At 71.4% G+C, this 23,600-nt stretch carries 20 protein-coding genes; 11 read left to right on the forward strand and 9 right to left on the reverse strand.

Features of this window, described 5'->3' with window-relative positions:
* The first annotated feature begins 125 nt into the window (after positions 1 to 125).
* Positions 126 to 1,949 carry a phosphoenolpyruvate carboxykinase (GTP) gene (locus IE260_RS34435; protein ID WP_189879143.1) on the forward strand — a complete coding sequence of 608 codons (1,824 nt, stop codon included), beginning with the start codon at positions 126 to 128 and terminating at the stop codon, positions 1,947 to 1,949.
* A gap of 341 nt (positions 1,950 to 2,290) precedes the next feature.
* A complete protein-coding gene (locus IE260_RS34440) occupies positions 2,291 to 4,021 on the forward strand; it encodes an Ig-like domain repeat protein (RefSeq protein WP_189879145.1) in 1,731 nt (576 codons plus the stop codon).
* On the opposite strand, the gene IE260_RS34445 is transcribed toward IE260_RS34440, so the two are convergent.
* Together IE260_RS34445 and IE260_RS34450 are read right to left on the reverse strand one after the other, a co-directional pair.
* A complete protein-coding gene (locus tag IE260_RS34445; protein ID WP_189879258.1) occupies positions 4,011 to 4,556 on the reverse strand; it encodes a hypothetical protein in 546 nt (181 codons plus the stop codon). The two genes, IE260_RS34440 and IE260_RS34445, sit on opposite strands and share 11 nt — an antisense overlap.
* 34 nt (positions 4,557 to 4,590) lie before the next feature.
* On the reverse strand, positions 4,591 to 5,457 hold the full coding sequence (locus tag IE260_RS34450; RefSeq protein ID WP_189879148.1) for a hypothetical protein: 867 nt from the start codon (positions 5,455 to 5,457) through the stop codon (positions 4,591 to 4,593).
* Between the two features lie 242 nt (positions 5,458 to 5,699).
* Between IE260_RS34450 and IE260_RS34455 the strand changes: the two genes are divergently transcribed.
* Both IE260_RS34455 and IE260_RS34460 read left to right on the forward strand, forming a co-directional pair.
* On the forward strand, positions 5,700 to 5,879 hold the full coding sequence (locus IE260_RS34455) for a hypothetical protein (protein ID WP_189879150.1): 180 nt from the start codon (positions 5,700 to 5,702) through the stop codon (positions 5,877 to 5,879).
* 33 nt (positions 5,880 to 5,912) lie between these two features.
* Entirely contained in the window at positions 5,913 to 7,565 is a 1,653-nt protein-coding gene (locus IE260_RS34460; protein ID WP_229881591.1) for a peptidoglycan recognition protein family protein, read from the forward strand.
* A gap of 78 nt (positions 7,566 to 7,643) precedes the next feature.
* On the opposite strand, the gene IE260_RS34465 is transcribed toward IE260_RS34460, so the two are convergent.
* Positions 7,644 to 8,066: an SCO4983 family protein gene (locus IE260_RS34465; protein WP_189879152.1), complete on the reverse strand. Its 423-nt coding sequence runs from the start codon at positions 8,064 to 8,066 to the stop codon at positions 7,644 to 7,646.
* Positions 8,067 to 8,167: 101 nt separating this feature from the next.
* Entirely contained in the window at positions 8,168 to 9,379 is a 1,212-nt protein-coding gene (locus IE260_RS34470; protein WP_189879154.1) for a pyridoxal phosphate-dependent aminotransferase, read from the reverse strand.
* 126 nt (positions 9,380 to 9,505) lie between these two features.
* Between IE260_RS34470 and IE260_RS34475 the strand changes: the two genes are divergently transcribed.
* Positions 9,506 to 10,141 carry a hypothetical protein gene (locus IE260_RS34475; protein ID WP_189879156.1) on the forward strand — a complete coding sequence of 212 codons (636 nt, stop codon included), beginning with the start codon at positions 9,506 to 9,508 and terminating at the stop codon, positions 10,139 to 10,141.
* A gap of 55 nt (positions 10,142 to 10,196) precedes the next feature.
* On the opposite strand, the gene IE260_RS34480 is transcribed toward IE260_RS34475, so the two are convergent.
* Both IE260_RS34480 and IE260_RS34485 read right to left on the reverse strand, forming a co-directional pair.
* Positions 10,197 to 11,807: an N-acyl-D-amino-acid deacylase family protein gene (locus IE260_RS34480; protein ID WP_189879158.1), complete on the reverse strand. Its 1,611-nt coding sequence runs from the start codon at positions 11,805 to 11,807 to the stop codon at positions 10,197 to 10,199.
* A 10-nt stretch (positions 11,808 to 11,817) separates the two neighbouring features.
* Complete coding sequence (locus tag IE260_RS34485; RefSeq protein WP_189879160.1) at positions 11,818 to 13,101, reverse strand: amino acid deaminase; 1,284 nt, start codon at positions 13,099 to 13,101, stop codon at positions 11,818 to 11,820.
* 137 nt (positions 13,102 to 13,238) lie between these two features.
* Between IE260_RS34485 and IE260_RS34490 the strand changes: the two genes are divergently transcribed.
* From IE260_RS34490 to IE260_RS34515, 6 genes are all read left to right on the forward strand, one after another.
* Complete coding sequence (locus tag IE260_RS34490; protein WP_189879162.1) at positions 13,239 to 14,276, forward strand: sugar kinase; 1,038 nt, start codon at positions 13,239 to 13,241, stop codon at positions 14,274 to 14,276.
* The gene (locus IE260_RS34495) at positions 14,273 to 15,064 is read left to right on the forward strand and encodes an IclR family transcriptional regulator (protein WP_189879164.1); all 792 of its coding nucleotides are present in this window, start codon (positions 14,273 to 14,275) and stop codon (positions 15,062 to 15,064) included. The genes IE260_RS34490 and IE260_RS34495 overlap by 4 nt, the downstream gene beginning before the upstream one ends.
* Positions 15,061 to 15,471, forward strand: coding sequence for a RidA family protein (locus IE260_RS34500; RefSeq protein ID WP_189879166.1), 411 nt, complete (start codon positions 15,061 to 15,063; stop codon positions 15,469 to 15,471). Before IE260_RS34495 ends, IE260_RS34500 begins: the two co-directional genes overlap by 4 nt.
* A 129-nt stretch (positions 15,472 to 15,600) precedes the next feature.
* Positions 15,601 to 17,088 (forward strand): GntP family permease, encoded by a 1,488-nt coding sequence (locus tag IE260_RS34505; RefSeq protein ID WP_189879168.1) that lies wholly within the window; start codon positions 15,601 to 15,603, stop codon positions 17,086 to 17,088.
* Between the two features lie 65 nt (positions 17,089 to 17,153).
* Positions 17,154 to 17,756 (forward strand): hypothetical protein, encoded by a 603-nt coding sequence (locus tag IE260_RS34510; RefSeq protein ID WP_189879170.1) that lies wholly within the window; start codon positions 17,154 to 17,156, stop codon positions 17,754 to 17,756.
* Between the two features lie 443 nt (positions 17,757 to 18,199).
* Positions 18,200 to 19,522, forward strand: coding sequence for an Nramp family divalent metal transporter (locus tag IE260_RS34515; protein WP_189879172.1), 1,323 nt, complete (start codon positions 18,200 to 18,202; stop codon positions 19,520 to 19,522).
* Between the two features lie 15 nt (positions 19,523 to 19,537).
* Here IE260_RS34515 and IE260_RS34520 read toward each other — a convergent pair whose 3' ends face one another.
* From IE260_RS34520 to IE260_RS34530, 3 genes are all read right to left on the reverse strand, one after another.
* Entirely contained in the window at positions 19,538 to 20,806 is a 1,269-nt protein-coding gene (locus IE260_RS34520; protein ID WP_189879174.1) for a hypothetical protein, read from the reverse strand.
* 55 nt (positions 20,807 to 20,861) lie between these two features.
* Positions 20,862 to 21,371, reverse strand: coding sequence for a SigE family RNA polymerase sigma factor (locus tag IE260_RS34525; RefSeq protein ID WP_189879176.1), 510 nt, complete (start codon positions 21,369 to 21,371; stop codon positions 20,862 to 20,864).
* Between the two features lie 182 nt (positions 21,372 to 21,553).
* Positions 21,554 to 23,254 carry a chitinase gene (locus tag IE260_RS34530; protein ID WP_189879178.1) on the reverse strand — a complete coding sequence of 567 codons (1,701 nt, stop codon included), beginning with the start codon at positions 23,252 to 23,254 and terminating at the stop codon, positions 21,554 to 21,556.
* Positions 23,255 to 23,600: the final 346 nt, after the last annotated feature.

Below are 23,600 nucleotides of genomic sequence, written 5' to 3' on the forward strand. Positions count from 1 at the left end.
CGCTCTCATCGGATGATCAAATGAGTGCGGTCGGCACCGGATGAGCGACGTTTACCCTCCGTGACGCATCCGGGTCGCAGCCCCCACGGGGCCTCCAACAAAAAACCCCTCATTTAGGAGCAATCGTGGCGCGCGACATCGCAGCTCCCCCCGTCGTCCCCACCCAGCACCAGGGGCTGATCTCGTGGGTCAACGAGATCGCCGAACTGACGCAGCCGGACAACGTGGTCTGGTGCGACGGATCCGAGGCCGAGTACGAGCGACTGTGCGAAGAGCTCGTGGCGAAGGGCACCTTCAAAAAACTCGACCCGATCAAGCGCCCCAACTCCTACTACGCGGCCTCCGACCCCTCCGACGTCGCCCGCGTCGAGGACCGGACCTTCATCTGCTCCGCCAAGGAGGAGGACGCCGGCCCGACCAACCACTGGAAGGACCCCGCCGAGATGCGGGAGATCTTCCAGGGCGACAAGGGCCTGTTCCGCGGCTCCATGCGCGGCCGGACGATGTACGTCGTGCCCTTCTGCATGGGCCCCCTCGGCTCGCCGCTGTCCGCCATAGGCGTCGAGATCACCGACTCCGCCTACGTCGCCGTCTCCATGCGCACCATGACCCGCATGGGACAGCCCGTCCTCGACGAACTCGGCGACGAGGGCTTCTTCGTCAAGGCCGTGCACACCCTGGGCGCCCCGCTGGAGCCCGGCCAGGAGGACGTCCCCTGGCCCTGCAACCAGACCAAGTACATCTCGCACTTCCCCGAGGACCGCGAGATCTGGTCCTACGGCTCCGGCTACGGCGGCAACGCCCTGCTCGGCAAGAAGTGCTACGCCCTGCGCATCGCCTCCGTCATGGCCCGGGACGAGGGCTGGCTCGCCGAGCACATGCTGATCCTCAAGCTCACCCCGCCGCAGGGCGAGTCCAAGTACGTCGCCGCCGCCTTCCCGTCGGCCTGCGGCAAGACCAACCTCGCCATGCTGGAGCCCACGATCTCCGGCTGGACGGTCGAGACGATCGGCGACGACATCGCCTGGATGCGCTTCGGCGAGGACGGCCGCCTGTACGCCATCAACCCCGAGTACGGCTTCTTCGGCGTCGCCCCCGGCACCGGTGAGCACACCAACGCCAACGCGATGAAGACGCTGTGGGGCAACTCCGTCTTCACCAACGTCGCCCTCACCGACGACAACGACGTGTGGTGGGAGGGCATGACGGAGGAGACCCCCGCCCACCTCACCGACTGGAAGGGCAACGACTGGACGCCCGAGTCCGGCACGCCCGCCGCGCACCCCAACGCCCGCTTCACCACGCCCGCCGCGCAGTGCCCGATCATCGCGCCGGAGTGGGAGGACCCCAAGGGCGTGCCGATCTCGGCGATCCTCTTCGGCGGCCGTCGCGCCACCGCCGTGCCGCTGGTGACGGAGTCCTTCGACTGGAACCACGGCGTCTTCCTCGGCGCCAACGTGGCCTCCGAGAAGACCGCCGCCGCCGAGGGCAAGGTCGGCGAGCTGCGCCGCGACCCCTTCGCCATGCTGCCGTTCTGCGGCTACAACATGGGCGACTACATGGGCCACTGGATCGACGTCGCCAAGGACAAGGACCAGTCCAAGCTCCCGAAGATCTACTACGTCAACTGGTTCCGCAAGAACGACGAGGGCAAGTTCGTCTGGCCCGGCTTCGGCGAGAACAGCCGCGTCCTGAAGTGGATCGTGGAGCGCCTGGAGGGCAAGGCGGAGGGCGTCGAGACCCCGATCGGCGTCCTGCCGACCAAGGAGGCCCTCGACACCGACGGTCTCGAACTCGCCGACGCCGACCTGGACTTCCTGCTCAGCGTCGACAAGGAGGTCTGGCGCGAGGAGGCCGCCCTGGTCCCCGACCACCTCAACACCTTCGGCGACCACACGCCCACGGAGCTGTGGGACGAGTACCGCGCCCTGGTGCAGCGCCTGGGCTGACGCCCGCACAGACTCCGCGGCCGGTTGGGATTGGGATGCCCTGACCAGCGATCGTCACGGCCGGCCGCGGAACACACCGGCGAGACCCGTACAACGGCGTGCGGGTCCTGGGCCTGTCGCCGCCACCTCCGCCCGCCCCGGCGGAAGGGACGGCGACAGGCCCTCGCCATGCCCCGGCCGAGGACCGGGAGGCGCGACGTCGCGAACCGTGGACCCGCACATCGGGATGCGGAATCCCGGCGTGTCCCCCTTGCTTCTGTGATCTTCACGGTTGTTCCATGTTCATCACGGGTGTCTCACCTTCCGCGTGAGACCCTCAACACAGCCTGTGGGGGGCACAGTTGAATACAGCACACCGTCCCAGACGCCTCGCGGCCACCGTCCTCGCCGCCGCGCTCGCCGGGACCGGGCTCACCGTCGCCGCCGCGCCCGCGGCGCACGCGGCCGCGTCCGACCACGTGGCCAAGCTGCCGTTCACCTCGTACTCGGCGATGGCCGTCGACAACGTCCACCAGCGCGTCTTCCTCGCCGACGCCTCCGTGGGTTCGAGCTCCAACTACGGCCAGATCGCCGTCTACACCTTCCAGGGCGAGCGGATCTCCACCATCGGCACCACGTACCACGTCTCCGGCCTGGCGCTCAGCGCCGACGCGAGCACGCTCTACGTCGGCGAGCGCTACCGGATCTCCGCGTACGACACCACCACGCTGACCCTCAAGAGCGTGCCCAACGCACCCACCGACAACTGCGGGCGCGAGGTCGTCGTCGCCGGCGGCAAGCCGTACTACACCTCGCAGTACACCGACTACCTGACCCAGTGCGCCACGGCGACGAGCTACGTGGACAACATCACCAACGGCGGCTGGCAGCGCACCGGCTGGAACGACTTCGGCAAGCTGCTGCTGGAGGGCGGCCCGAACGACACGTTCGTGATGGGCCAGGCACTCAACTCCTCGGCGCCCAACCCGTTCGTCAGCGTCTTCGACGGCAGCGGCGAGACCCCCGTACGGAACGCCACCCGCCGGTTCGCCGACGACACCGGCGCCGGCGCGCTGAACCTGAAGGACGTCGCCGTCTCCCCGGACGGCGCGAAGGTCGCTCTCGCCGACGCCTCCGCCGGCACCCGGCTGCTGAACACCAGCGACCTGTCGGACGCGGCCGACGGCTACCAGGCCCTGCCCGCGGGCGCCACCGCCAGTTCCGTCGCCTTCAGCGGTGACGGCAAGTACGTCGCACGCGGCGCCTCGGCCACCGGCGCCACCCCCGACCTGCTGGTCCAGCCCGCCGACCCGGCCGACTCGACCGCCCCGCTCGAGTTCGTCTACGAGGGCAGCCAGGACGGCGACCGCGTCGCGCCGCGCGGCATGGAGTGGTCCGCCGACGGCTCCCGGCTCTTCACGGTCACCACCAACGCGGCCGGCAACCAGTACTGGCTGCACATCGTCCAGCCCCCGGCCGTCCAGTACGACGTCCGCCTCGGCGAGACGTTCACGCACAGCCCCGCCCAGGCCGTCGCGGGCGAACCGCTGTCGGTGCGGGGCCGGCTGGAGTACGACGGCCCGGCGCCCGCCGAGCCGATGAAGGTCAAGGCGACCCGCACGGACGCGAACGGCACCCACGACCTGGGCACCTTCACCGTCAAGGAGGACGGCTCCTACACCGTCCTCGACGAGCCGGACCTGGTCGGCGACGCCACCTACACCGTCTCCTACCTCGGCGACCTCACCCACCGCCCGGCCACCGACGTCACCCACACCGTGTCCGTCGGCAAGGCGCCCACCTCGATCGCGCTGACCGCCCCGGCCGAGGCATCGATGAGCACCGGCGTCGAGATCACCGGCACCTTCACCGCCCAGGGCAAGGCGCTGCCGGACCGGGCGGTGCTGAAGGTGGAGCGCACCGACCGGCTCGGCACCGGCACCCTGTCGTCGGTGACGGTCGCCGCGGACGGCACCTTCACCGTCAGCGACATCCCGCGCACCCGGCGGGCCACCACCTACACGGTGAGCTGGCCGGGCGACGACCTGCACCAGGGCTCGACGGCGTCGGCGACGGTGGACGTCACGCGCTGATCCCCTCGCCCCCGCTGCGGTCCTCCAGGTACCGGGTGTGGGTCTCCTGGCGGCGGGCCTCCGTGTCCCGGAGGGCCGCCGCCAGGGTCTCCGCCTCCTGCCGGAGCAGACCGAGCTGCCGCTCCAGATGCCGCTCCGGCGGCTCCTGGCCCGGCGCCGGCCGCGTCCACCACCGGGCTCGCACGTAACTGTCGACGGCCTCGGGCAGGTCCTGCCGCACCGCCCGGGACAGGGTGTGCAGGCCCTCCGGGTGCTCGGCGAGGAGCCGGCCGGCCCAGCCCGGGTCCAGCAGCGCGGCCAGCAGGTCCGTCAGCTCGGTGAGCCGGCCCGCGGCCGCCGGGGACAGCTCCACCTCCGCCAGATATCCGCGCAGCCTCTCGAAGTCGGCGCGCACCTCGTCCAGCTGGGCCGACGGATCGGGGAAGTCCGGCAGCGCGGGCCGCTCCGGCGGGGCGATCAGCGCGCCGGCGCCGTACAGCCCCGCGACGACCCGGGCGCCCCGGGTGAACGAGAAGTGACCGACCCATACCGGTATGCAACAGGAACGCGCCACTCCGCGCGTCTGTGCGTCAGCGCAGTTCAGCGGGAAGCTCGACCGCTTCTTCGGACGGGCCCTGGTTCTTCTGGGAGACCTGATGCTCGAAGGAGATGTCCTGGCCGTCGTAGGGAATGAGGAGGCCGAAGTCGAGGCGGTGGCTCCTGATCCGGTAGGTCTTGGCGTCCAGGACCAGCACCTCGTCCAGACGGGACAGCGTCCACTGCGCGTCCGGCACCGGTATGCCGAGCTGCCGCAGCTGCTCGGCCGTCGGCTCGAACTCGCGCTTCGCCTTCTCCGCCCACGCCCGGTCCCGCACCGCGCTCAGTTCCTGCTTGCCGCTCGTGACACGGAGTTCGACCGTGCCGTCGGCCTGGGTCACTCGTACGTCGCCCTCGGAGTCCTGCGCGTAGCCGCGGAACTCGTCGACGACCGCGACCGGATCCTCGACCTTGTTCTGCATCTCCGGTTCGGTGGGGTCCACCGCCCTCCAGTTGGCGGCGTCCTCCTTCAAGTAGCCCGCGCCCTCGTCGACGTACAGTTCCTCGGCCCTCTTCGTGCCCTTGCCGCTGGTGCTGACGCCCTGCGAGTGCAGCGCCGCCCGTCCGCCGGCGCGGCGGACGGTGCCCTTGTAGGTCGCGGCGGTCTTCTGTCCCTGGAGCGTGAGCCCCTCCTCGCCCTCCACGGAGAAACTCCAGGCGGACTCCGCGGCCATCGCCTTCTCGGCGAGGTCGAGGAACTCCTCCGCGGACTCGGGCGGCGCGGAGGGGGCAGGAGACGCCTTCGCCTGCGAATCCCGGCTCGCCGCCCCGGCCGGCTCCTGTGCCTCCGCATCACACGCAGCCAGTGCGAGGGCGAGCGGGAGGACGAGAACGGCGGTACGTCTGAAGCGGTTTCGCATGAGCCATTTCCTTACGTCACGACGGGACGCGGACTGTACAACACCCTGCTCCACTCCTGATCACCCGACGGACATTCCCGACGTCGACCCGTTTCGCCTTCACATCGCCTTTCCCCTCGGCCTGTTTCCGCCGGCGGGCTTTCCCGGCATCGCCGTTTCCTCGCTGCCGCTTCGCCCAATTCATCCCCTCGGTCGCGCGGCGCTCTCTGCGTGGTGTATAACCGCCCGGTTCGATCTCAGCCTTGGTCCTCATCGACCGGATGCGAGTCAGCGAAAGCCGGGACCCGTTCATGTCGCCGAAGAAGGGCGGACAGGCGGCCCGCGCGCCGGCGATCCGCGGCGAGCACGTCCGAAGGGCGATGGCTGCCGACGAGTTCGAGCGCTTCACGTGCGCGGGCGAGGCGCCCGCCGACGACAACTGATCACCACGTACAGAAAATGCACAAGGGGTGGGTATGAGTCCGAGGGGAAACCGCGCACGGCGTGCGCGAATACCGAAGCGCACGATCTGGCTGGCGGCCGGGGTCGTTGTGCTGGCGGGCACCGGTGCGACGGCGGTGTCCGTCAGCGGAGGCTCCGGGGGTACCGGCGCCGACGACAACTCCCGCTCCGTTCAGGCCCATACGCTCACGCTGGACGGCAAGGACCCGAAGAAGCGCGAGCTGCCGCGCACGGAGACGCAGCTGTTCTCACTCGTCGGCGTCTCCTGGGAGGACAGCGCCGACGACTTCGAGGGCACCGCGCAGATCCGTACCCGCAGCGCGGAGAACGGCACCTGGACCGACTGGCGCGACCTCGACTTCGGAATCCGGGCGCCGGAGACGGAGGAGGGCGACGCCTCGGGAGTCCGCGGTGCCTCGGAGCCGCTGTGGGTGGGGCCGTCGGACGCGGTCGAGGCCCGTGTGGTGGCCGGTGGCAAGGAGACCGCCGTCCCGGACGCGCTCCGCCTCGACATGATCGACCCGGGTGAGAAGACGGGCGGCAAGGGACAGGGCAAGGGCGGCGGCAAGGACGAGAACAGCAAGGGCAACGGCAAGCCCTCCGCCGAGCCCGGCACCGGAGAGACGGCCGCCACGAGCCCGACGCCCTCCGGCGGGGACACCGAGCCGACCACCGCCCCCGAGCAGCCGGCCGAGCCGTCGTCGGAGCCGACCGAGGCCCCGGCCACCGGGCAGCCGGCGACCTCCGACGCCCCGGCGCCCTCCGAGGAGCCGACCCAGGAGCCGACGGGCGAACCGAGCGCACCCGTCCCGAGCGAGGAGCCGACCGCCGGGCCCAGCAGTCCGAGCGAGGAGCCGACCGGCGGGCCCGGCACTCCGAGCGAGGAGCCGACGGCCCCGGCGCCGTCGGAGGAGCCGACCCAGGAGCCGACGGACGAACCGAGCGCCCCCGCCCCCAGCGAGGAGCCGACCTCGGAGCCCACCGCCGCCCCCACCACCGAGCCCACGGCCGAACCGAGCACCCAGCCGGACCCGACCGGCTCGACGTCACCGGCCGCCCCCGCCGCGCCGGCGATCGTCAGCCGCGCCGACTGGGGCGCGGACGAGTCGCTCGTCACCGACCCGCCCTCCTACCTGAACAAGGTCGACGCGGTCTTCGTCCACCACACGGCGGGCACGAACGACTACGACTGTGCCGAGTCGCCGGCCATCATCCGGGCGATCCTCACGTACCACGTGAAGACCAACGGCTGGAGCGACATCGGCTACAACTTCTTCGTCGACAAGTGCGGCACGCTCTTCGAGGGCCGGGCGGGCGGTGTCGACAAGCCCGTACGCGGCGCCCACACATACGGCTTCAACGGCTACTCGTCCGGTGTCTCGCTCCTCGGTGACTACGAGAACGGCGGCACGCCGACCGCCGCGGCCAAGCAGGCGATCGCCGACCTCTCCGCCTGGAAGCTCGGCCTGCACGGCGTCGACCCGGAGGCGACGGTGACGCTCACCGCCGCGGACGACACCGGTGTCTACGAGGGCGGGGAACGCGCCACCCTGAACACGATCTCCGGCCACCGCGACGGCTACGCCACGCTGTGCCCGGGCGCCACGCTCTACTCGGCGCTCCCGGAGATCCGCCGTACGGCGGGCGGGTCGGCGTACGCGCGCTGATCCGTAGGAATATGGCGCCCGGTCCGCGCGTCGCTGCGGGTGCGCGCGGACCGGGGCCGTCCGGGGGAGCCCGAAGGCTCAGTGGGACGCGAGTTCGCGCGGCTCCAGGGCCGCGGTGTGCGCGTCCATCCGCTCGGCGGCCAGGATCGCGGCCGCCGTGTCGGCGCGGGAGGCCGCCACGACCAGCGCGCGCCCCGCCAGGGTGTGTGCCCGCCGGTGCAGGGCCGCCAGGTGCGGCGCGGGCTGGGCCGCGGTCACCGGCACGCGGACCGGCGCATCGCCTCCCCGCAGCCGCGCCACCTGCTCGGCGAGCCGGTCGGCCGCGGCGTTCAGGTCGTCCGAGGGCGCCAGCGCGCGCAGCTCGTCCGTGACGGCGAGCAGTGCCGCGAGATGGCCCGCGAGCTGGATGTCCAGCTCTTCCTCACGGGACCGGTGGGGGAAGTCCGAGGTGCTGCCGGCCATCGTGCTGTGGACCGACTTGGTGCGGATCGGTTCGTACATGGATGGCCTCCTGAATGCTTACAGGAAGCCATCCTAGCTTAGATTCCGTCTAAAGTTGAGTCGTTCACAAATCAGGACGCCGTGTACACGTACCGTGAGGGTCAGTGCTGGCCGTAGCCGTCCAGGAAGTTCCCGATCCGGCCCACCGCGTCCCGCAGGTCCCCGGCCGTCGGCAGGGTCACCACCCGGAAGTGGTCGGGCTCGGGCCAGTTGAAGCCGGTGCCCTGGACGACCATGATCTTCTCCTGGCGCAGCAGGTCAAGGACCATCCGCCGGTCGTCCTTGATCTTGAAGACCTTCGGGTCGAGGCGCGGGAAGAGGTACAGCGCCCCCTTCGGCTTCACACACGTCACGCCCGGGATCCGCGTCAGCGCCTCGTAGGCGGCGTCCCGCTGCTCCCGCAGCCGCCCGCCCGGCAGCACCAGGTCGTTGATGGTCTGCCGCCCGCTGAGCGCCGCGACCACGCCGTGCTGGCCCGGCATGTTCGCGCACAGCCGCATGTTCGCCAGGATCGTCAGGCCCTCGATGTAGGACTGGGCGTGCGCACGCGGCCCGGAGATTGACATCCAGCCGACCCGGTAGCCGGCCACCCGGTACGCCTTCGACATGCCGTTGAAGGTGAGCGTCAGCAGGTCCGGGGCGATCGCGGCGGTGGGGGTGTGCACGGCGTCGTCGTAGAGGATCTTGTCGTAGATCTCGTCGGAGCAGACCAGCAGGTTGTGGCGGCGCGCGATGTCGGTCAGCCCGCGCAGCACCGCCTCGTCGTACACCGCTCCCGTCGGGTTGTTGGGGTTGATGACGACGATCGCCTTGGTGCGGTCGGTGACCTTGCGCTCCACGTCCGCGAGGTCCGGCATCCAGTCGGACTGCTCGTCGCAGCGGTAGTGCACCGCCGTGCCGCCGGACAGGGAGACGGCGGCCGTCCACAGCGGGTAGTCCGGGGCCGGTACGAGGACCTCGTCGCCGTCGTCGAGGAGGCCCTGCATCGCCATCACGATCAGCTCGGAGACGCCGTTGCCGATGTAGACGTGCTCGACGTCCGTCTCGATGCCGAGGGTCTGGTTGTGCATGACGACCGCACGGCGCGCGGCCAGCAGGCCCTTGGCGTCGCCGTAGCCGTGCGCGGAGGAGACGTTGCGGAGGATGTCCTCCAGGATCTCGGGCGGACACTCGAAGCCGAACGCCGCCGGATTGCCCGTGTTCAGCTTCAGGATGCGGTGACCGGCCGCCTCGAGCCGCATCGCCTCCTCGAGCACCGGGCCCCGGATCTCGTAACAGACGTTGGCGAGCTTGGTCGACTGGATCACCTGCATGTCCGTGAGCTTACGACCCGGTTACGACCCATGGGCCGTGTTTTCCACCACGTGAGACAGGGCGATTTGGGTGATTATCGCCGACGGCTGTCCTGCCGGTCCCTTCCGTCTCTACAATGCGCCGCCATGTCCAGGCCATCTCAGTACGACGACGGGGCGAACGGTGAAACCCCCGCGACGGTGTACGTCCCGCAGTCCGTCCCGCCCCCGGCGTACGACGAGTACAGCGACCCGGCGGCGGCCCACGGATGGCAGAACGCCTACGACCGGACGGAGGAACTGCCCCCGGTGCGCCAGGCGCCCGACGTCCGCCCCCGGACGACGTCCCGCGGGGCCCGCCGCAAGCCGCGGAGCGCGTGGCGTTCCCGGCGGGCGGCCGTCGCCGTGGGCGCCGTGGGCGCGGCGTCGGCGGCTGCCCTGATCGCCGGGTTCTCCTTCTCGGGCCCGGGCGGGTCCGCGAACGGGAAGGACGGGGTGAGCCCGACCGCGCCGGACGTCGGGGCGCCACCCGGGGCGGGCGCACCGGACGAGGTGGACCCCGCTCGGTCCCCGGCCGCCGGGACGGGTGCGACCACCCCGGGTCCGGGGCCGTCGGGGAGCCCGTCCCCGGAGCGGTCCGGCGCCGCCTCGTCCGCACCGCCGCCACCGGCGGACACGGCGCCCACGGCGCCGGCGGACTCCGCGACGTCACCGGCGGACGGCCCGGGCAACTCCCTGGACAACCCCGGCCGGGGGCAGCGGGGCGGCAAGGGGCCGAAGTAGGACGCGTCCCATCCCGGCCGGGAGCCGGTCGAATGCGTCCGGTGGCAAGCCCGGATCACACCGGCGTGCGGCGCACCGCCCGCCCCGCCAGTACGTCCGTGCGCCGCCCGTCCTCGATGACGAACCGGCCGTCGACCAGGACGTACGGGATGCCGGTCGGCAGCCTGCGCGGCTCCTCGAAGGTGGAGCCCGCCGCGACCGTCGCCGGGTCGAAGAGGACGATGTCGGCCCGGTACCCCTCGCGGACGAGCCCCCGGTCCGGCAGCCTGAGCCGGGCCGCCGGGCGCGCGGTGAGATGGGCCACGCACTCCTCCAGGGACAGCACCCCCAGCTCCCGCACGTAGTGACCCAGGTAGTGCGGGAAGGTGCCGTAGGCGCGCGGGTGCGGCTTGCTGCCCTGAAGGATGCCGTCCGAGCCGCCGGTGTGGACCCGGTGGCGCATGATCGCGCGGACGTTCTCCTCGTGGCCGACGTGCTGGAGGATCGTCGGGGCCAGCCGGTCCGCCAGCAGCAGGCGCCGGGCGACCTCCCAGGGCGTCTCCCCGCGCAGCCGCGCCGACTCCAGGACCGTACGGCCGACGTACTCCGCGAGCGCCGGGTCGGTCACGCCGGAGATCTCGATGGTCTCCCACTCCACGGGGACGCCGTGGCAGCCGTCGGAACCGATCTTCTCCATGTGGTGCCGGATCCGCTCGGCGGTGGCCTCGTCGGCCAGCCGTTCCAGGACCGCCTCCGGGCCGCCCTCGCTCGCCCAGCTCGGCAGCAGCGCCACGAGGGTCGTGCAGCCCGGGGTGTAGGGATAGGTGTCGAGGGTGATGTCGGCGCCCGCGGCGAGCGCGTCGTCGAGCAGGGTCAGCAGCTCGGGCGCCCGGCCCTTGTTCACGCCGAAGTTCATGGTGGCGTGGGCGAGGTGGAGCGGGCAGCCGGCCTCGCGGGTCAGCTCCACCATCTCCTCGTAGGCCGCCAGCGCCCCGGCCCCGTACGAGCGGTGGTGCGGGCAGTAGTAGCCGCCGTACTCGGCCACCACCCGGCACAGCTCGGTCAGCTCGGCGTCCTTGGCGTACATGCCGGGCGTGTAGGTCAGCCCGGACGACATGCCGACGGCGCCCTGCTCCATGCCCTCCGCGACCAGCCGGCGCATCCGCTCCAGCTCGGCCTCCGTCGCCTCCCGGTCCTCCCAGCCCACGGCGAGCGCGCGGACCGTGCCCTGCGGGATCAGGTAGGCGGCGTTGACCGCGATGCCCCGGTCGAGGCGGTCCAGGTACTCGCCGACCGACCGCCAGTCGAAGTCGATGTCGTCGCCGGGTCCGTTCCACCCGGCGATCGCGCGGCGCACCTCGCCGAGCGTGCGGTCGTCGACCGGCGCGTAGGAGAGCCCGTCCTGCCCGATGACCTCCAGGGTGATGCCCTGCGCGGCCTTGGCGCTGTGGTCGGGGTCCCTGAGCAGCGCCAGGTCGCTGTGGGCGTGCATGTCGACGAAGCCGGGGGAGAGGACCAGTCCCTCGGCGTCCAGCTCCCGGCGGGCCCTGGGCCGCTGGCAGCCGGCGGCCGCCGCCTCCTTGACGACGGAGACGATCCGGCCGCCGTCGACGACCACGTCGGCGCGGTACGACGGCTCGCCGGAGCCGTCCACGACGTCGGCGTCCCGGATGACGAGCTCTTCCACGGGGCCTCCTCTAGAAGAACGTACGGATGTAGTCGACGACCGTGCCGTCCGCCTCCGCGACCGGGATCAGCTGCCACTTGTCGAAGGACGTGCACGGGTGGGACAGGCCCATGCCGAGCCAGTCGCCGACCTGCAGCTCCGCCTCCCCGGCCGTGCGCAGCCAGGTGTGCTGGTCGGACAGGCCGGTCACCTCGATGCCGGTGGCCGGGCGCTGCGGACCGCCGTCAGCGGGCCGTACCACCTGGGCGAAGGGCAGGTGGAGGTCGTACGCCGCGTCCCGCTTGCCCGCGTTGGTGAACGCCTGCTCCGCCGAGGGGCGGGAGACCACCTGGGACCACAGGCGGAACGCGGGCTCCAGTGCGCCTTCGGAGGGGACGCGGTTGAAGGGGGTCACCTCCCGGTAGTGCCCGTCGTCGTGGGAGACGTACGCGCCCGAGCGCAGCAGCTTCAGCACCGGCACGGAGAGTTCGGGGACCTCGGCGAACACGTCGGCCACCGCGTCGAACCAGGCGCTGCCGCCCGCGCTCAGCACGATCTCGTCGAGCCCGGCGAACCGCCCCGCCTTGTCGAAGTCCGCCGCCAGCGCGACCAGGCGCCGCAGCCACGCGTGGACCTTCTCCGGGTCGGCCCCCGGCACCTCGCCCTCGTACCCGGCGACACCGGCCAGCCGCAGCGTCGGTGCGGCGGCCACGGCGTCGGCGACCGCCGCGCACTCCGCCTCCGTGCGCACCCCGGTGCGGGCGCCCTCGCCGGCGGCCAGTTCGACCACGACGTCCACGGGGCGGACGGCGCCCCGGAGCGCCGCGTCCATCAGCTCCACGCCGCGCACGGAGTCGACGTAGGCGATGAAGCGGAAGTCCGGGTCGGCGTCCAGTTCGGCGGACACCCAGCGCAGGGCGGAGGCGTCGACCAGTTCGTTGGCGAGGAAGACCCGCTGGACGCCGAAGGCCCGCGCCACCCGCACCTGGTGCGGCACCGCGAGCGTGATGCCCCAGGCGCCGTGCTCGATCTGGCGGTGGAAGAGCTGCGGGGCCATCGAGGTCTTGCCGTGCGGCGCGAAGGCGAGGCCGTGCCGGGCGGCGTACGTCTCCATGAGCTTCAGGTTGTGCTCCAGGCGCTCGGCGGAGAGGGCCAGCACGGGGGTGGTGAAGCCGCCGGTGAACAGATTGCGGCGCTGGCCGGCCAATTCGGCGACGGTCAGTCCGGCGGCGTCCGGCGGGAGGCCCTTGAAACGGTGGTCGATGTGCTCCTCGGCCAGGCGGGCGAGGGCTTCGGTTCCGGTGTCGAGGGCCATGGAGCCTCCTGATCTGGTGCGTTGCAATATCTGCAACGTCCATTGCGTATGTCGCTTACTGCTGTCTAACATCTCGGCCAACGCGGGGTCAACGAAGCCGCCGCGACCCGCGAGACCTACGAGGAGCTACGACCATCGTGACCGCCGACGGACCCCGCACCACCGCCCCCGACGTCGTGGACGTCGTCGCGCTCGGCGAGTCCATGGTCACCTTCCTGCCCTCCCGCCCCGGCCGGCTCGCCGACGTCCCCTCCTTCGGCCGGGCCATCGGCGGCGCCGAGTCCAACGTGGCCTGCGTGCTCGCCGCCGCCGGGCACTCCACGCGCTGGGTCAGCCGGGTCGGCGCGGACGGCTTCGGCGACCACCTGGTCGAGGCCGTCGGCGCCTACGGCGTCGACGTCTCCGCCGTGCGCCGGGACCCCGCCCGCCCGACGGGCGTGTACTTCCGCACCGCCGGCGACCGGGCCACCGACGCCCACGAGGTGGCGTACTACCGGGCGGGCTCGGCGGCCTCGGCGATGACGGCCCGGAACCTGGACCTGGACGCGGTGCGGGCCGGGCGGATCCTCCACCTCTCCGGCATCACCCCCGCGCTGTCCGCCGACTGCCTGGAGCTGATGCGCGAGCTCACCGCCCGCCGCCCCGGCCGCCCCCTCGTCTCCTTCGACGTGAACCACCGGCCGGGCCTGTGGCGCGACGCGGACGGCTCCGCGGTACTGCTGGAACTGGCCCGCGGCGCCGACATCGTGTTCGTCGGCGAGGACGAGGCCTGGGGACTCGGCGGCCCCGACGACGTCCGCGCCGCGCTGCCCGAGCCCGAGGTACTGGTCGTCAAGCAGGGCGGCACCGGCGCCACCGTCTTCCACGGGCCGCACGTCACCTTCGTGCCCGCCCTCACCGTCGACGTCGTCGCCGCCGTCGGAGCCGGCGACGCCTTCGCCGCCGGGTTCCTCTCCGCCACCCTGCGCGGACTGCCCGTCCGCGCCCGTCTCCGCCACGGCCACCTGATGGCCGCCGCCGCCCTCACCGTGGCCGGCGACCTCGCCGAGCCCCCCGCCCGGCACCACGCCGACCGCCTGGCCGCCCTCGACGACGGCGCGTGGGGGAGACTTCGACTCGGCCCCGGCTGGACACAGGCCGACGAAGGGGCCGACGAGGAGGTACGCACGCCATGAGCCAGACAGTCGACCGCGCGCTCAGCATCCTGCCGCTGCTCGCCGAGGGCCCCGCCGACCTGGGCCGGGTCGCCGACCGCCTCGGCGTGCACAAGTCCACGGCCCTGCGCCTGCTGCGCACCCTGCACGAGCACGGCTTCGTCTACCGCCAGTCCGACCAGCGCTACCGCCTCGGCGCCCGGCTGATCGCCCTCGCCCAGGAGGCGATGGAGAACCTCGACGTCCGCGAGATCGCCCACCCCCACCTGGTACGCCTCAACGAGCAGTGCGGACACACCGTCCACCTCGCCGTGTACGAGGAGGACGAGGTCCTCTACATCGACAAGGTCGAGAGCCGCTACCCGGTCCGCATGTACTCCCGGATCGGCAAGCCCGTCGCCATCACCGTCGCGGCCGTGGCCAAGCTGCTCCTGGCCGACCTCCCCGAGAACGAGCGCCGCGCCGTCGTTGAGAAGCTCGACTACCCCCTGTACACGGCCCGTTCGACGCCCCACGCCGAGGCCTTCCTGAAGGAGCTGGCCAAGGTGCGCGAACAGGGCTGGGCCACCGACCTCGGTGGCCACGAGGAGTCCATCAACTGCGTCGCCGCTCCCATCCGGGGCGCCGACGGCCGCGTGGTCGCCGCGATGTCGGTCTCCGCGCCGAACGTCGTCGTCACCGCCGACGAACTCCTCACGCTGCTCCCGCTGGTGCGCCGTACGGCGGACGCCATCAGCGGCGAGTACTCCGGCAGGACCCCCGTGCACCATGCCGACCCCCTGCACCACCCCGAGAAGGAAACCCCATGACCGACAAGATCGCCCTCACCCCCGCGACCCACACCGTCCCGCCGGCGAAGTTCTCCCACGGCGTCAAGAAGGGCAACGTCCTCCAGGTCGCCGGCCAGGTCGGCTTCCTCCCCCACGAGGAGGGCAAGGCTCCCACTCCGGCCGGCCCGACCCTGCGCGAGCAGACCCTCCAGACCCTCGCCAACGTCAAGGCGATCCTCGAAGAGGGCGGCGCCTCCTGGGACGACGTGATGATGATCCGCGTCTACCTCACCGACGTGGACCACTTCGCCGAGATGAACGAGATCTACAACGCCTACTTCGCGGAGCAGGGCCTCACCCAGCCGCCCGCCGCACGCACGACCGTCTACGTCGGCCTTCCCGCGGGTCTCCTCATCGAGATCGACGCCCTCGCCGTACTGGGCTGACGGCTCCTCACCTCCCCCCCCGCACGTCGTACTTCCGAGACGGCACGGCGCCCCCTCATCCCCCCTGGGGCGCCGTGCCGCGCTCCGCCCTGCCCGAAAGCAGTATGTGTTTACGCAGAGGACCCCCGCATGTCCCATCTGTCCCTCCCGCTCGCCGCATCCGCCCCCGCCGAGACCCCACCCCACACCGGCGGCCTGCTCCTCCTGATCGACGGCACGGCCGGCCTGCTGACCGTCGCCGCGATCGGCATCGCGCTCCTGCTCTTCCTGATCATCAAGGTGCGGCTCCAGCCGTTCGTCGCGCTGCTCGCCGTCTCCATAGCCGTCGGCCTGCTCGCCGGCCTGTCGGTCACCGAACTCTTCGGCACCGTCCAGAAGTCCGACGCCGTCTCCACCATCGAGTCCGGCATGGGCGGCATCCTCGGCCATGTCGCGATCATCATCGGCCTCGGCACCATGCTCGGCGCGATCCTCGAAGTCAGCGGCGGCGCGGAAGTGCTGGCATCGCGCCTGCTGGGGATGTTCGGCGAGAAGCGCGCCCCGCTCGCCATGGGCCTGACCGGCCTGATCTTCGGCGTCCCCGTCTTCTTCGACGTCGGCATCTTCGTCCTCGCGCCGATCGTCTACGCCGCCGCCAAGCGCTCCGGCAAGTCGGTCCTGCTCTACTGCCTGCCCCTGCTGGCCGGCCTCTCCATGACCCACGCCTTCCTGCCGCCGCACCCCGGCCCCGTGGCCGCCGCCGGCCTGCTGCACGTGGACCTCGGCTGGGTGATCCTCATGGGCATCGTCTGCGGCATCCCCGCGGTGCTCGCCGCGTGGGCGTTCTCGGCCTGGATCGGCCGCCGCATCTTCGTCGCCGTCCCCCAGGACATGGTGGAGGCCGCCGAGGAGGCCAAGCAGGCCGTGCTCGCCGAGCAGCGCGCGTCCGGCGTGGAGCCGCGGGAGACACCCGTCCCGCTCGGCACGGTCCTCGGCATCATCGGCACCCCGCTGGTCCTGATCCTCGCCGCGACCTTCTCCTCCATCGCCCTGGACCCCTCCACCACCCGCTCGGTGATCGAGTTCTTCGGCAACCCCTTCGTGGCCCTGACCATCGCGCTGTTCCTCGCCTACTACCTGCTCGGCGTACGGCGCGGCTGGTCCCGCAAGTCCCTGGAGACCGTCTCGACGTCCTCGCTCAAGCCGGTCGGCAACATCCTGCTGGTCGTCGGCGCGGGTGGCGTCTTCGGCGCCATCCTCAAGGCCAGCGGCGTCGCCCAGGCCCTCTCCGACACCTTCAACGACGTCGGCCTGCCGGTGATCGTCCTGTCCTACCTGATCTCCGTCGTGCTGCGGGTCGCCCAGGGCTCGGCGACGGTGGCCATCGTGACGACCGCGGGCATCGTCGCCCCGCTGCTCGCCGAGGGCGACCACTCCCAGGCGTTCGTCGCCCTGGTCATCATGGCCATCTCGGCGGGCTCCATCTTCGCCTCCCACGTCAACGACGGCGGCTTCTGGATGGTCGCCAAGTACTTCGGCATCAGCGAACGGGACACGCTCAAGACGTGGACCGTGCTGGAGAGCGTGCTGTCGCTCGGCGGCTTCGCGGTCGCGGCGGTGATCAGCCTGTTCGTGTAGGAGTCTGATAACGAAGTCGGGGCTGGCTGTGTCCGGCACAGGATCGTCGACCATACTGCTCCGCTGTGGAGCAGCGCATAGGTTCGAGCAGCCAGCCCCTGGAAGGCGCCGGATTCGACCCGGCCTTCATCCCCGGGCTCACGAAGCCCGCGTCCGGTGAACCGCGGGACGCGGAGCCGGAGAAGACGGAGACGAAGGCCGAGGCCGAGGAGCCCCGTGACGCGGAGGAGGCCCCCGAGAAGGCGGCGGCCGCCGAGGCGACCGAGGAGACCGGCGCAGCCGAGTCCGACGACGAGGACGGCCCCGTCTTCGAGGCGGCCGACCGCCGCGCCCGGATCGTCGCCGACCACAAGGGCGTCCGACTCGCCCTCGACGACCAGGAGTGCGAGTTCCGCTGGGACGAGATCGGGGCGGTCGAGACGGAGACGGCCCGCTTCGGCAAGCGTTTCACCGTCACCGTGCACACCACCGACCGCCGCTGGTACCCCATCGAGGTCGAGGCGCCCGCGAGGAGCCGCTTCAAGGACTGGGAGTCCGCGCTGGACGAGGTCCTGGACGCGTACTTCGAGGACGGCGACGACCGGTCCGAGGACGCCGGGGAGTCCGAGGACGCCGGGGAGTCCGAGGAGGCCGGGGAGTCCGAGGAGGCCGGCAAGGGCGCCGAGTAGGCACATCACGTCACCTTCTTGGCCGTGAACGGCCGAGCTTGTGCACTCGGTCGTTCACACCTCGTCGCGCTCCCGACTGCCCCCTACGACGGGACGGTCACGGGTCGCATCCACCCTCTCCCCGAGGTTCAGGGGGAGGGTGCGGGTGCGGTGACGACCACCCACGCCGAGCGTGCGCGGTCGCGCACGTTCACCCCAGCGACGACATCGGCGGGGCCGGCGATGGGCGGGCGGCTCATGGGACGGTTGTTCGCATCCCCCGGCTCCGCCGGCAGCCGTGCGGCCGCTCCGCGCCCGGCCCGGCAGATGCGGCGACGCTCCGCGTCACGGCCGCGAGAAGCGATTCCTCCCCGGCGTGAACGCGGGGCATCCTCGCCAGAATCCGGTGAAGATCCCTGCACGCCCTCTTGTCCCACCGGCGCCATTGGGCTTTCTTGACCTTCATGGCGGACATCACCGGCAACACCAGGGACACCGGCGCACCCCGCGACCCGGACTCGGCTCCCCGTAAGTCCAGTTGGCGCTACATCGGTCCCGGCATCGTCGTCGCCGCGACCGGTGTGGGCGCCGGTGACCTCGTGGCCACGCTCATCGCGGGCAGCAACTTCGGCTACACCCTGCTCTGGGCCGCGATCATCGGCTGCCTGGTGAAGATCTCCCTCGCCGAGGCCTGCGGCCGCTGGCACCTGTCCACCGGCCGGACCCTCTTCGACGGCTGGGCGAGCCTCGGCCGCTGGACGACGTGGTTCTTCGCCGTCTACACCGTGATCTGGGGCTTCGTCTACGGCGCCGCGGCGATGTCGTCCAGCGCGCTGCCGCTGCAGGCCCTGTTCCCGGACGTGATGGACCTCAAGTGGTGGGGCGTGGCCTGCGGACTCGTCGGCCTGGTCTTCGTCTGGTTCAACAAGTACGCGGTCTTCGAGAAGGTCATGACGGTCCTCGTGGGCGTCATGTTCGTGGTGACCGTCTACCTGGCGATCAGGGTCACGCCCAACCTGGGCGACGCCTTCGCCGGCCTCCTCCCGGTCCTGCCCGACGAGAAGGACTCCGTCCTCAACACCCTCGGCCTGATCGGCGGCGTCGGCGGCACCATCACGCTTGCCGCATACGGCTACTGGGTCAACGCCAAGGGCTGGACCGACACCGGCTGGATGAAGATCATGCGGCTGGACAACCGGGTCGCCTACGCCACGACCGGCATCTTCGTGGTGGCGATGCTCTTCGTCGGGGCCGAGCTGCTGCACTCGGCGAACATCGCGATCGCGAGCGGCGACAAGGGCCTGATCCAGCTGGGCGACATCCTCGCCGAGGAGTACGGCACGGCGACGTCCAAGTTCTTCCTGATCGGCTTCTTCGCGACCTCCTTCACCTCCCTCATCGGCGTGTGGCACGGCGTGAGCCTGATGTTCGCCGATTTCGTCGCCCGGCAGCGGGGCGAGAAGGAGGCGCGGGCCGACGAGCTGGCCTCGGGACGCCGGGAGCGCTCCTGGGCCTTCCGCGCCTACCTCCTCTGGCTCACCTTCCCGCCCATCGTCCTCCTCTTCCAGGGCCAGCCCTTCCGCCTGATCATCATCTACGGCGTCCTGGGCGCGGCCTTCATGCCCTTCCTCGCCCTGACCCTGCTCTGGCTCCTCAACTCCGCCCGGACGCCGCGCGAGTGGCGCAACGGCGCCCTGAGCAACACCATGCTCGCCATCGCGGGCCTGCTGTTCCTGGTCCTGTGCGTGAAGCAGATCTGGGACCAGCCGTGGTCGGAGTTCTTCTGACGCCGACGCTCCGCCCTACCGCATCCGGTCCCACTTTGGGCTGAGCGCGATCTCCTTCAGCTGCTCGACGGTCAGCGCGGGGGCGTCGCGAGTGGCGTCCTCGTGCTGGGCACCGGTGTTGAAAGCGCTGATCACCACTCGGAAACCGTCGGTGCCGGGCCGCATGGTGTCGGCCGTCCACATGACGACGCCCGCGGCGCCCCTCTCACCGGGCCCCTGCCGGGTCGTGACGCGGGTGCCGTCGGGAAGGGTCTCGCCGTTGCCGTAGAGCTGACCGGCGACGTCGGCCATGCCGTGCTGGACGTTGATCTGGACCAGGCTCCTGCCCTTGCTGTCGTCGACGACGACATAGCCGTACTCGGTCTCCTGGCCGCCCCGCGTGACCACCTTCAGCTTCTCGGGGAGCAGCCCGGCCAGCGTCTCGACGACCGCCTCGCCCGAAGCGCCCGGCGGCCGGGTGTCCGGCGCGGCGGACATCGACGGCTTCTTCGGGTCATCCGGCAAGGAGTCCACCACCCGGCGCCACACCTCGGCCGTGACGACCTCCTTCAACTGCGCGGTCGACAACGGGGGATCCTGCCGGGTGATCGGGGCATCCTTCTCCGCGGGGGAGTTCCACTCGCTCACGGTGACGTGCTGCCCCTCGGCCGTGACGAGGTCGGCGGACCAGAACTTGGTGTCCACGCGCCGGTCGGGATACTCGTAGCCCCGGTACAGCTTGAGCAGCGAGCCGTCGGGCAGCCGGCTGGTGGAGCAGTCGTCGTACTCGACGAACGTCTCGTCCGGGCACTCCGTCAGCTCACGGACCTGCCGGCTGCCCGGCTCGACCCGGGCGAAGCTCACGCCGATCGCGGCACCGCCCTTCCCGTCGTCGTACACCAGGTGCGCGTACGCACCCGGTGCGTTGACCCCACCACTGGCCGCCTCCTCGCTGAACCGGCCCTTCGGAAGGAGCTTCTTGAGCTCCCGGAGGAGGTCGTCGCCGGAGAAGGGGACCAAAGTGGCCGATGCGGACGGTCGCGCGGTGGCCGAGGAGGCCACGGAGGAGCGCTCGGGGCCGGACGGGCTGCCTTCGGGCAGGAGCATCGCCCCGCCCACCCCGACCAGGGCGATCCCGGCCGCCCCGCCGAGCACACCGGCCCGGCGCCGCATCCGGGCCCGCCGCCCACGGGCGTGACCGCCGGCGACGAGCGCCGCCCGGTCGGCATCGAACTGGTCCCCGGTGTCGCGGAGGGCGGCGGTGAGCCGGTCCTCGAAGGCGTCGTGGGGCTGGTTTTCGGGCATGGCGAACACCCTTTCCGCAAGGTGTGAGATGAGAGAGCGTCGAGAAGCGGCGGCGTCAGGGTCTGGCGTACTCCGAGAGGTCCTCGCCCAGCAGCTCCCGCAGCCGGCCGAGCGCACGGACGCACCGCGTCCGCACGGCCGCCGAGCTGACGTTCAGCACGTCGGCGGTCTGCTCGACCGAGCGGTCCTCCCAGTACCGCAGGACGATGACGGCCCGGTCCTTGGCGGGCAGCCGGGCGAGCGCGGCCAGCAGGGTCAGCCGCAGGGACGCGTCCCCGTCGGCGGCCCCGGGCAGGTCGGGGAACACGTCGGTGGCCCGCTCACCGCTGCTGCGCCGCCGCTGGTGGGCGAGGAAGGCCCGGGTCAGGACGGTCTGGGCATACCCGGCCGGGTTCCCGACCCGCGTCATCCGCCCCCACCGGACGTACAGCCGCCCGAGGGTCTCCTGCACGAGATCCTCGGCCAGATGCGTGTCCCCTGCGGTGAGCAGGCACGCGGACCGGTAGAGATGCCCGGCCCGCGCCGCCGCGAACTCGGCGTACTCGTCGGCCCGCCTCTGCCTCATGTGTGTGCCCCCCTCATGCCGCCTTCACCTCATTGATGCGGTGGGGCGCGGGAAATGTTTCATACGGAGTGCACAGGAGGTGGCCCGGCCTTCCCCTTCCGGGCGCTGGTACGGAGGCGGGGACAGGGCGAGGCCCCTGCCCGCGTCACCGCGGACAGGGGCCGGAGCCGGTTCGGCCGGGGCTAGGGCAGCGCGTGCACGTGCGCGCCCACCGTGTTCGACCAGGCGTTGCCCGCCGCCGCGTCCCAGTTCGTCGACCAGGTCATCGCGCCCCGCAGGGAGGGGTACGTCCTGGACGGCTTGAAGGTGCCGCAGTTCGTGGCCTTCGTCAGACAGTCCAGGGCGTTGTTCACCACGGCCGGTGAGACGTAGCCGCCGCCCGCCGCCCGCGTCGAGGCGGGAAGGCCGAGGCCCACCTGGGAGGGGTCGAGGCCGCCCTCCAGCTGGATGCAGGCCAGGGCGGTGAGGAAGTCGACCGTCCCCTGCGAGTAGACCTTGCCGTCGCAGCCCAGCATGGAACCGCTGTTGTAGTACTGCATGTTGACGACCGTGAGGATGTCCTTCACGTTCAGCGCCGTCCGGAAGTACGCGTTGGACGTCGACTGCATGTCGATCGTCTGCGGCGCCATCGTGAGGATCATCGACGGGCCGGCCTTCGTCGACAGCGCCCGCAGGGCCTGCGTCATGTACGTGGCGTTCAGGCCGTTCTCCAGGTCGATGTCGACGCCGTCGAAGCCGTACGTCTGCATCAGGGAGTGGACGGAGTTCGCGAAGTTCGTCGCGGAGGCGGAGTCGTTCACCGACACGGTGCCCTTCTCGCCGCCCACCGAGATGATGACCTTCTTCCCGGCCGCCTGCTTGGCGCGGATGTCCGCCTTGAACTGGTCGACCGTGTAGCCGCCCAGCCCGGCCGAGTCGAGGTTGAAGGTGACGGCGCCCGGCGTCGTGGTCGCGTCCGCGAAGGCCACCGCGATGATGTCGTACTGAGAGGAGACGTCCGAGAGCCTCTGGACCGTCGCCCCGTTGTCGAAGTTCTGCCAGTAGCCGGTCACGGCGTGCTCGGGCAGGTCGCCGCCCCCGCCGCCCTGCTCCGCCGTACGGGCCGTCACCGCCGCCGACTTCGCCGACTCACCGGCCGCGTTCGTCGCCGCGACCTGGAAGGAGTACGACGTCGAGGCCGCGAGGCCGGTCACCGTCGCCGACGTGCCGGTCACCGCCGTGATCTTCGTGCCGTCGCGGTAGATGCTGTAGCCGGTCGCGCCCGAGACCGCGTTCCAGGCCAGCGACACCGAGGAGGACGTCGTGCCGGAGACGCTCAGTCCGGCCGGGGTGGCCGGGACCGTCGGCTCCGGTCCGCCGCCACCGCCTCCGTCCGGGCCGTAGACGGAGACGTCGTCGGCGTAGTAGGCCGACTGCCCGTACCAGCCGTGCGTGTAGACCGTGACCGACGTCGTCGACGAGCCGGTGGTGAAGCTCGTCGTCAGCTGCCTCCACGCGTCGGAGCCCGGCGACCAGGTCGAAACGTCCGTCGTGCCCGTCCCCGTCACGCCCAGGTAGGAGTACCCGCCCTGCACCCAGGCGCTCAGCGTGTACGTGGAGCCGGGCTTCACCGCGACGCGCTGCGAGCACCGGGCGTTGTCCTGCCCCGCCGGCGTCGCCTTCAGCGCGGCGGAGCCCGCGTGCGCCGGGGACGCGACGGTCGTGCCGCTGTTCGCCGAGCAGCTCCAGTCGGTCAGACCGGCCTCGAAGCCGGCGTTCCTGGCGTTGTTGACGTCTGCGGCGGATGCGGGGCCGACGGCCGTGACCGCGAGGGCCAGGGCGGCGGTGACGGCACCCGACCAGGTACCGAGCCGTCGTCTGCGCCGTCTGCGTACGGGGTCCACTGGAGCCTCCGGTGGGGGAGTGGGGAGGGATGGGGACGGTGGCCACCGCTGAAGTACAAGGTGGTCCAGACCAATTGAGGGTGTCAAGAGGTAGGTACGGACCAACTGTGTCGCCCCGTCGCGGACTTGCGGCGGTCCCGGGGCGAGCGTGTGCGGGGCCTGACATGTGACCGGGGAATGTTCAACCTGCCCCGGTTTGCCGCAACTTGTGCAACACAAGTTGTTCCACAGCTACAGAAACGCTGTTCTCCGGTCACAGACGCGTGGATACAGTGCTCAGGTAGTCACGCAGTGAAGTCATCCGGGTGTGCCGGAGTAACACCGGCAGACCGACGGGCATGGGGAG

The sequence above is a fragment of the Streptomyces viridiviolaceus genome (assembly GCF_014650995.1).
Lineage (GTDB): Bacteria > Actinomycetota > Actinomycetes > Streptomycetales > Streptomycetaceae > Streptomyces > Streptomyces viridiviolaceus.

Excerpts from the sequence above, each read along its gene's own strand:
- IE260_RS34460 (WP_229881591.1), top strand. The coding sequence starts at position 5,913 with ATGAGTCCGAGGGGAAACCGCGCACGGCGTGCGCGAATACCGAAGCGC.
- IE260_RS34450 (WP_189879148.1), bottom strand. The coding sequence starts at position 5,457 with ATGCGAAACCGCTTCAGACGTACCGCCGTTCTCGTCCTCCCGCTCGCC.
- IE260_RS34465 (WP_189879152.1), bottom strand. The coding sequence starts at position 8,066 with ATGTACGAACCGATCCGCACCAAGTCGGTCCACAGCACGATGGCCGGC.
- IE260_RS34470 (WP_189879154.1), bottom strand. The coding sequence starts at position 9,379 with ATGCAGGTGATCCAGTCGACCAAGCTCGCCAACGTCTGTTACGAGATC.
- IE260_RS34485 (WP_189879160.1), bottom strand. The coding sequence starts at position 13,101 with ATGGCCCTCGACACCGGAACCGAAGCCCTCGCCCGCCTGGCCGAGGAG.
- IE260_RS34515 (WP_189879172.1), top strand. The coding sequence starts at position 18,200 with ATGGCGGACATCACCGGCAACACCAGGGACACCGGCGCACCCCGCGAC.
- IE260_RS34520 (WP_189879174.1), bottom strand. The coding sequence starts at position 20,806 with ATGCCCGAAAACCAGCCCCACGACGCCTTCGAGGACCGGCTCACCGCC.
- IE260_RS34500 (WP_189879166.1), top strand. The coding sequence starts at position 15,061 with ATGACCGACAAGATCGCCCTCACCCCCGCGACCCACACCGTCCCGCCG.
- IE260_RS34505 (WP_189879168.1), top strand. The coding sequence starts at position 15,601 with ATGTCCCATCTGTCCCTCCCGCTCGCCGCATCCGCCCCCGCCGAGACC.
- IE260_RS34475 (WP_189879156.1), top strand. The coding sequence starts at position 9,506 with ATGTCCAGGCCATCTCAGTACGACGACGGGGCGAACGGTGAAACCCCC.
- IE260_RS34525 (WP_189879176.1), bottom strand. The coding sequence starts at position 21,371 with ATGAGGCAGAGGCGGGCCGACGAGTACGCCGAGTTCGCGGCGGCGCGG.
- IE260_RS34495 (WP_189879164.1), top strand. The coding sequence starts at position 14,273 with ATGAGCCAGACAGTCGACCGCGCGCTCAGCATCCTGCCGCTGCTCGCC.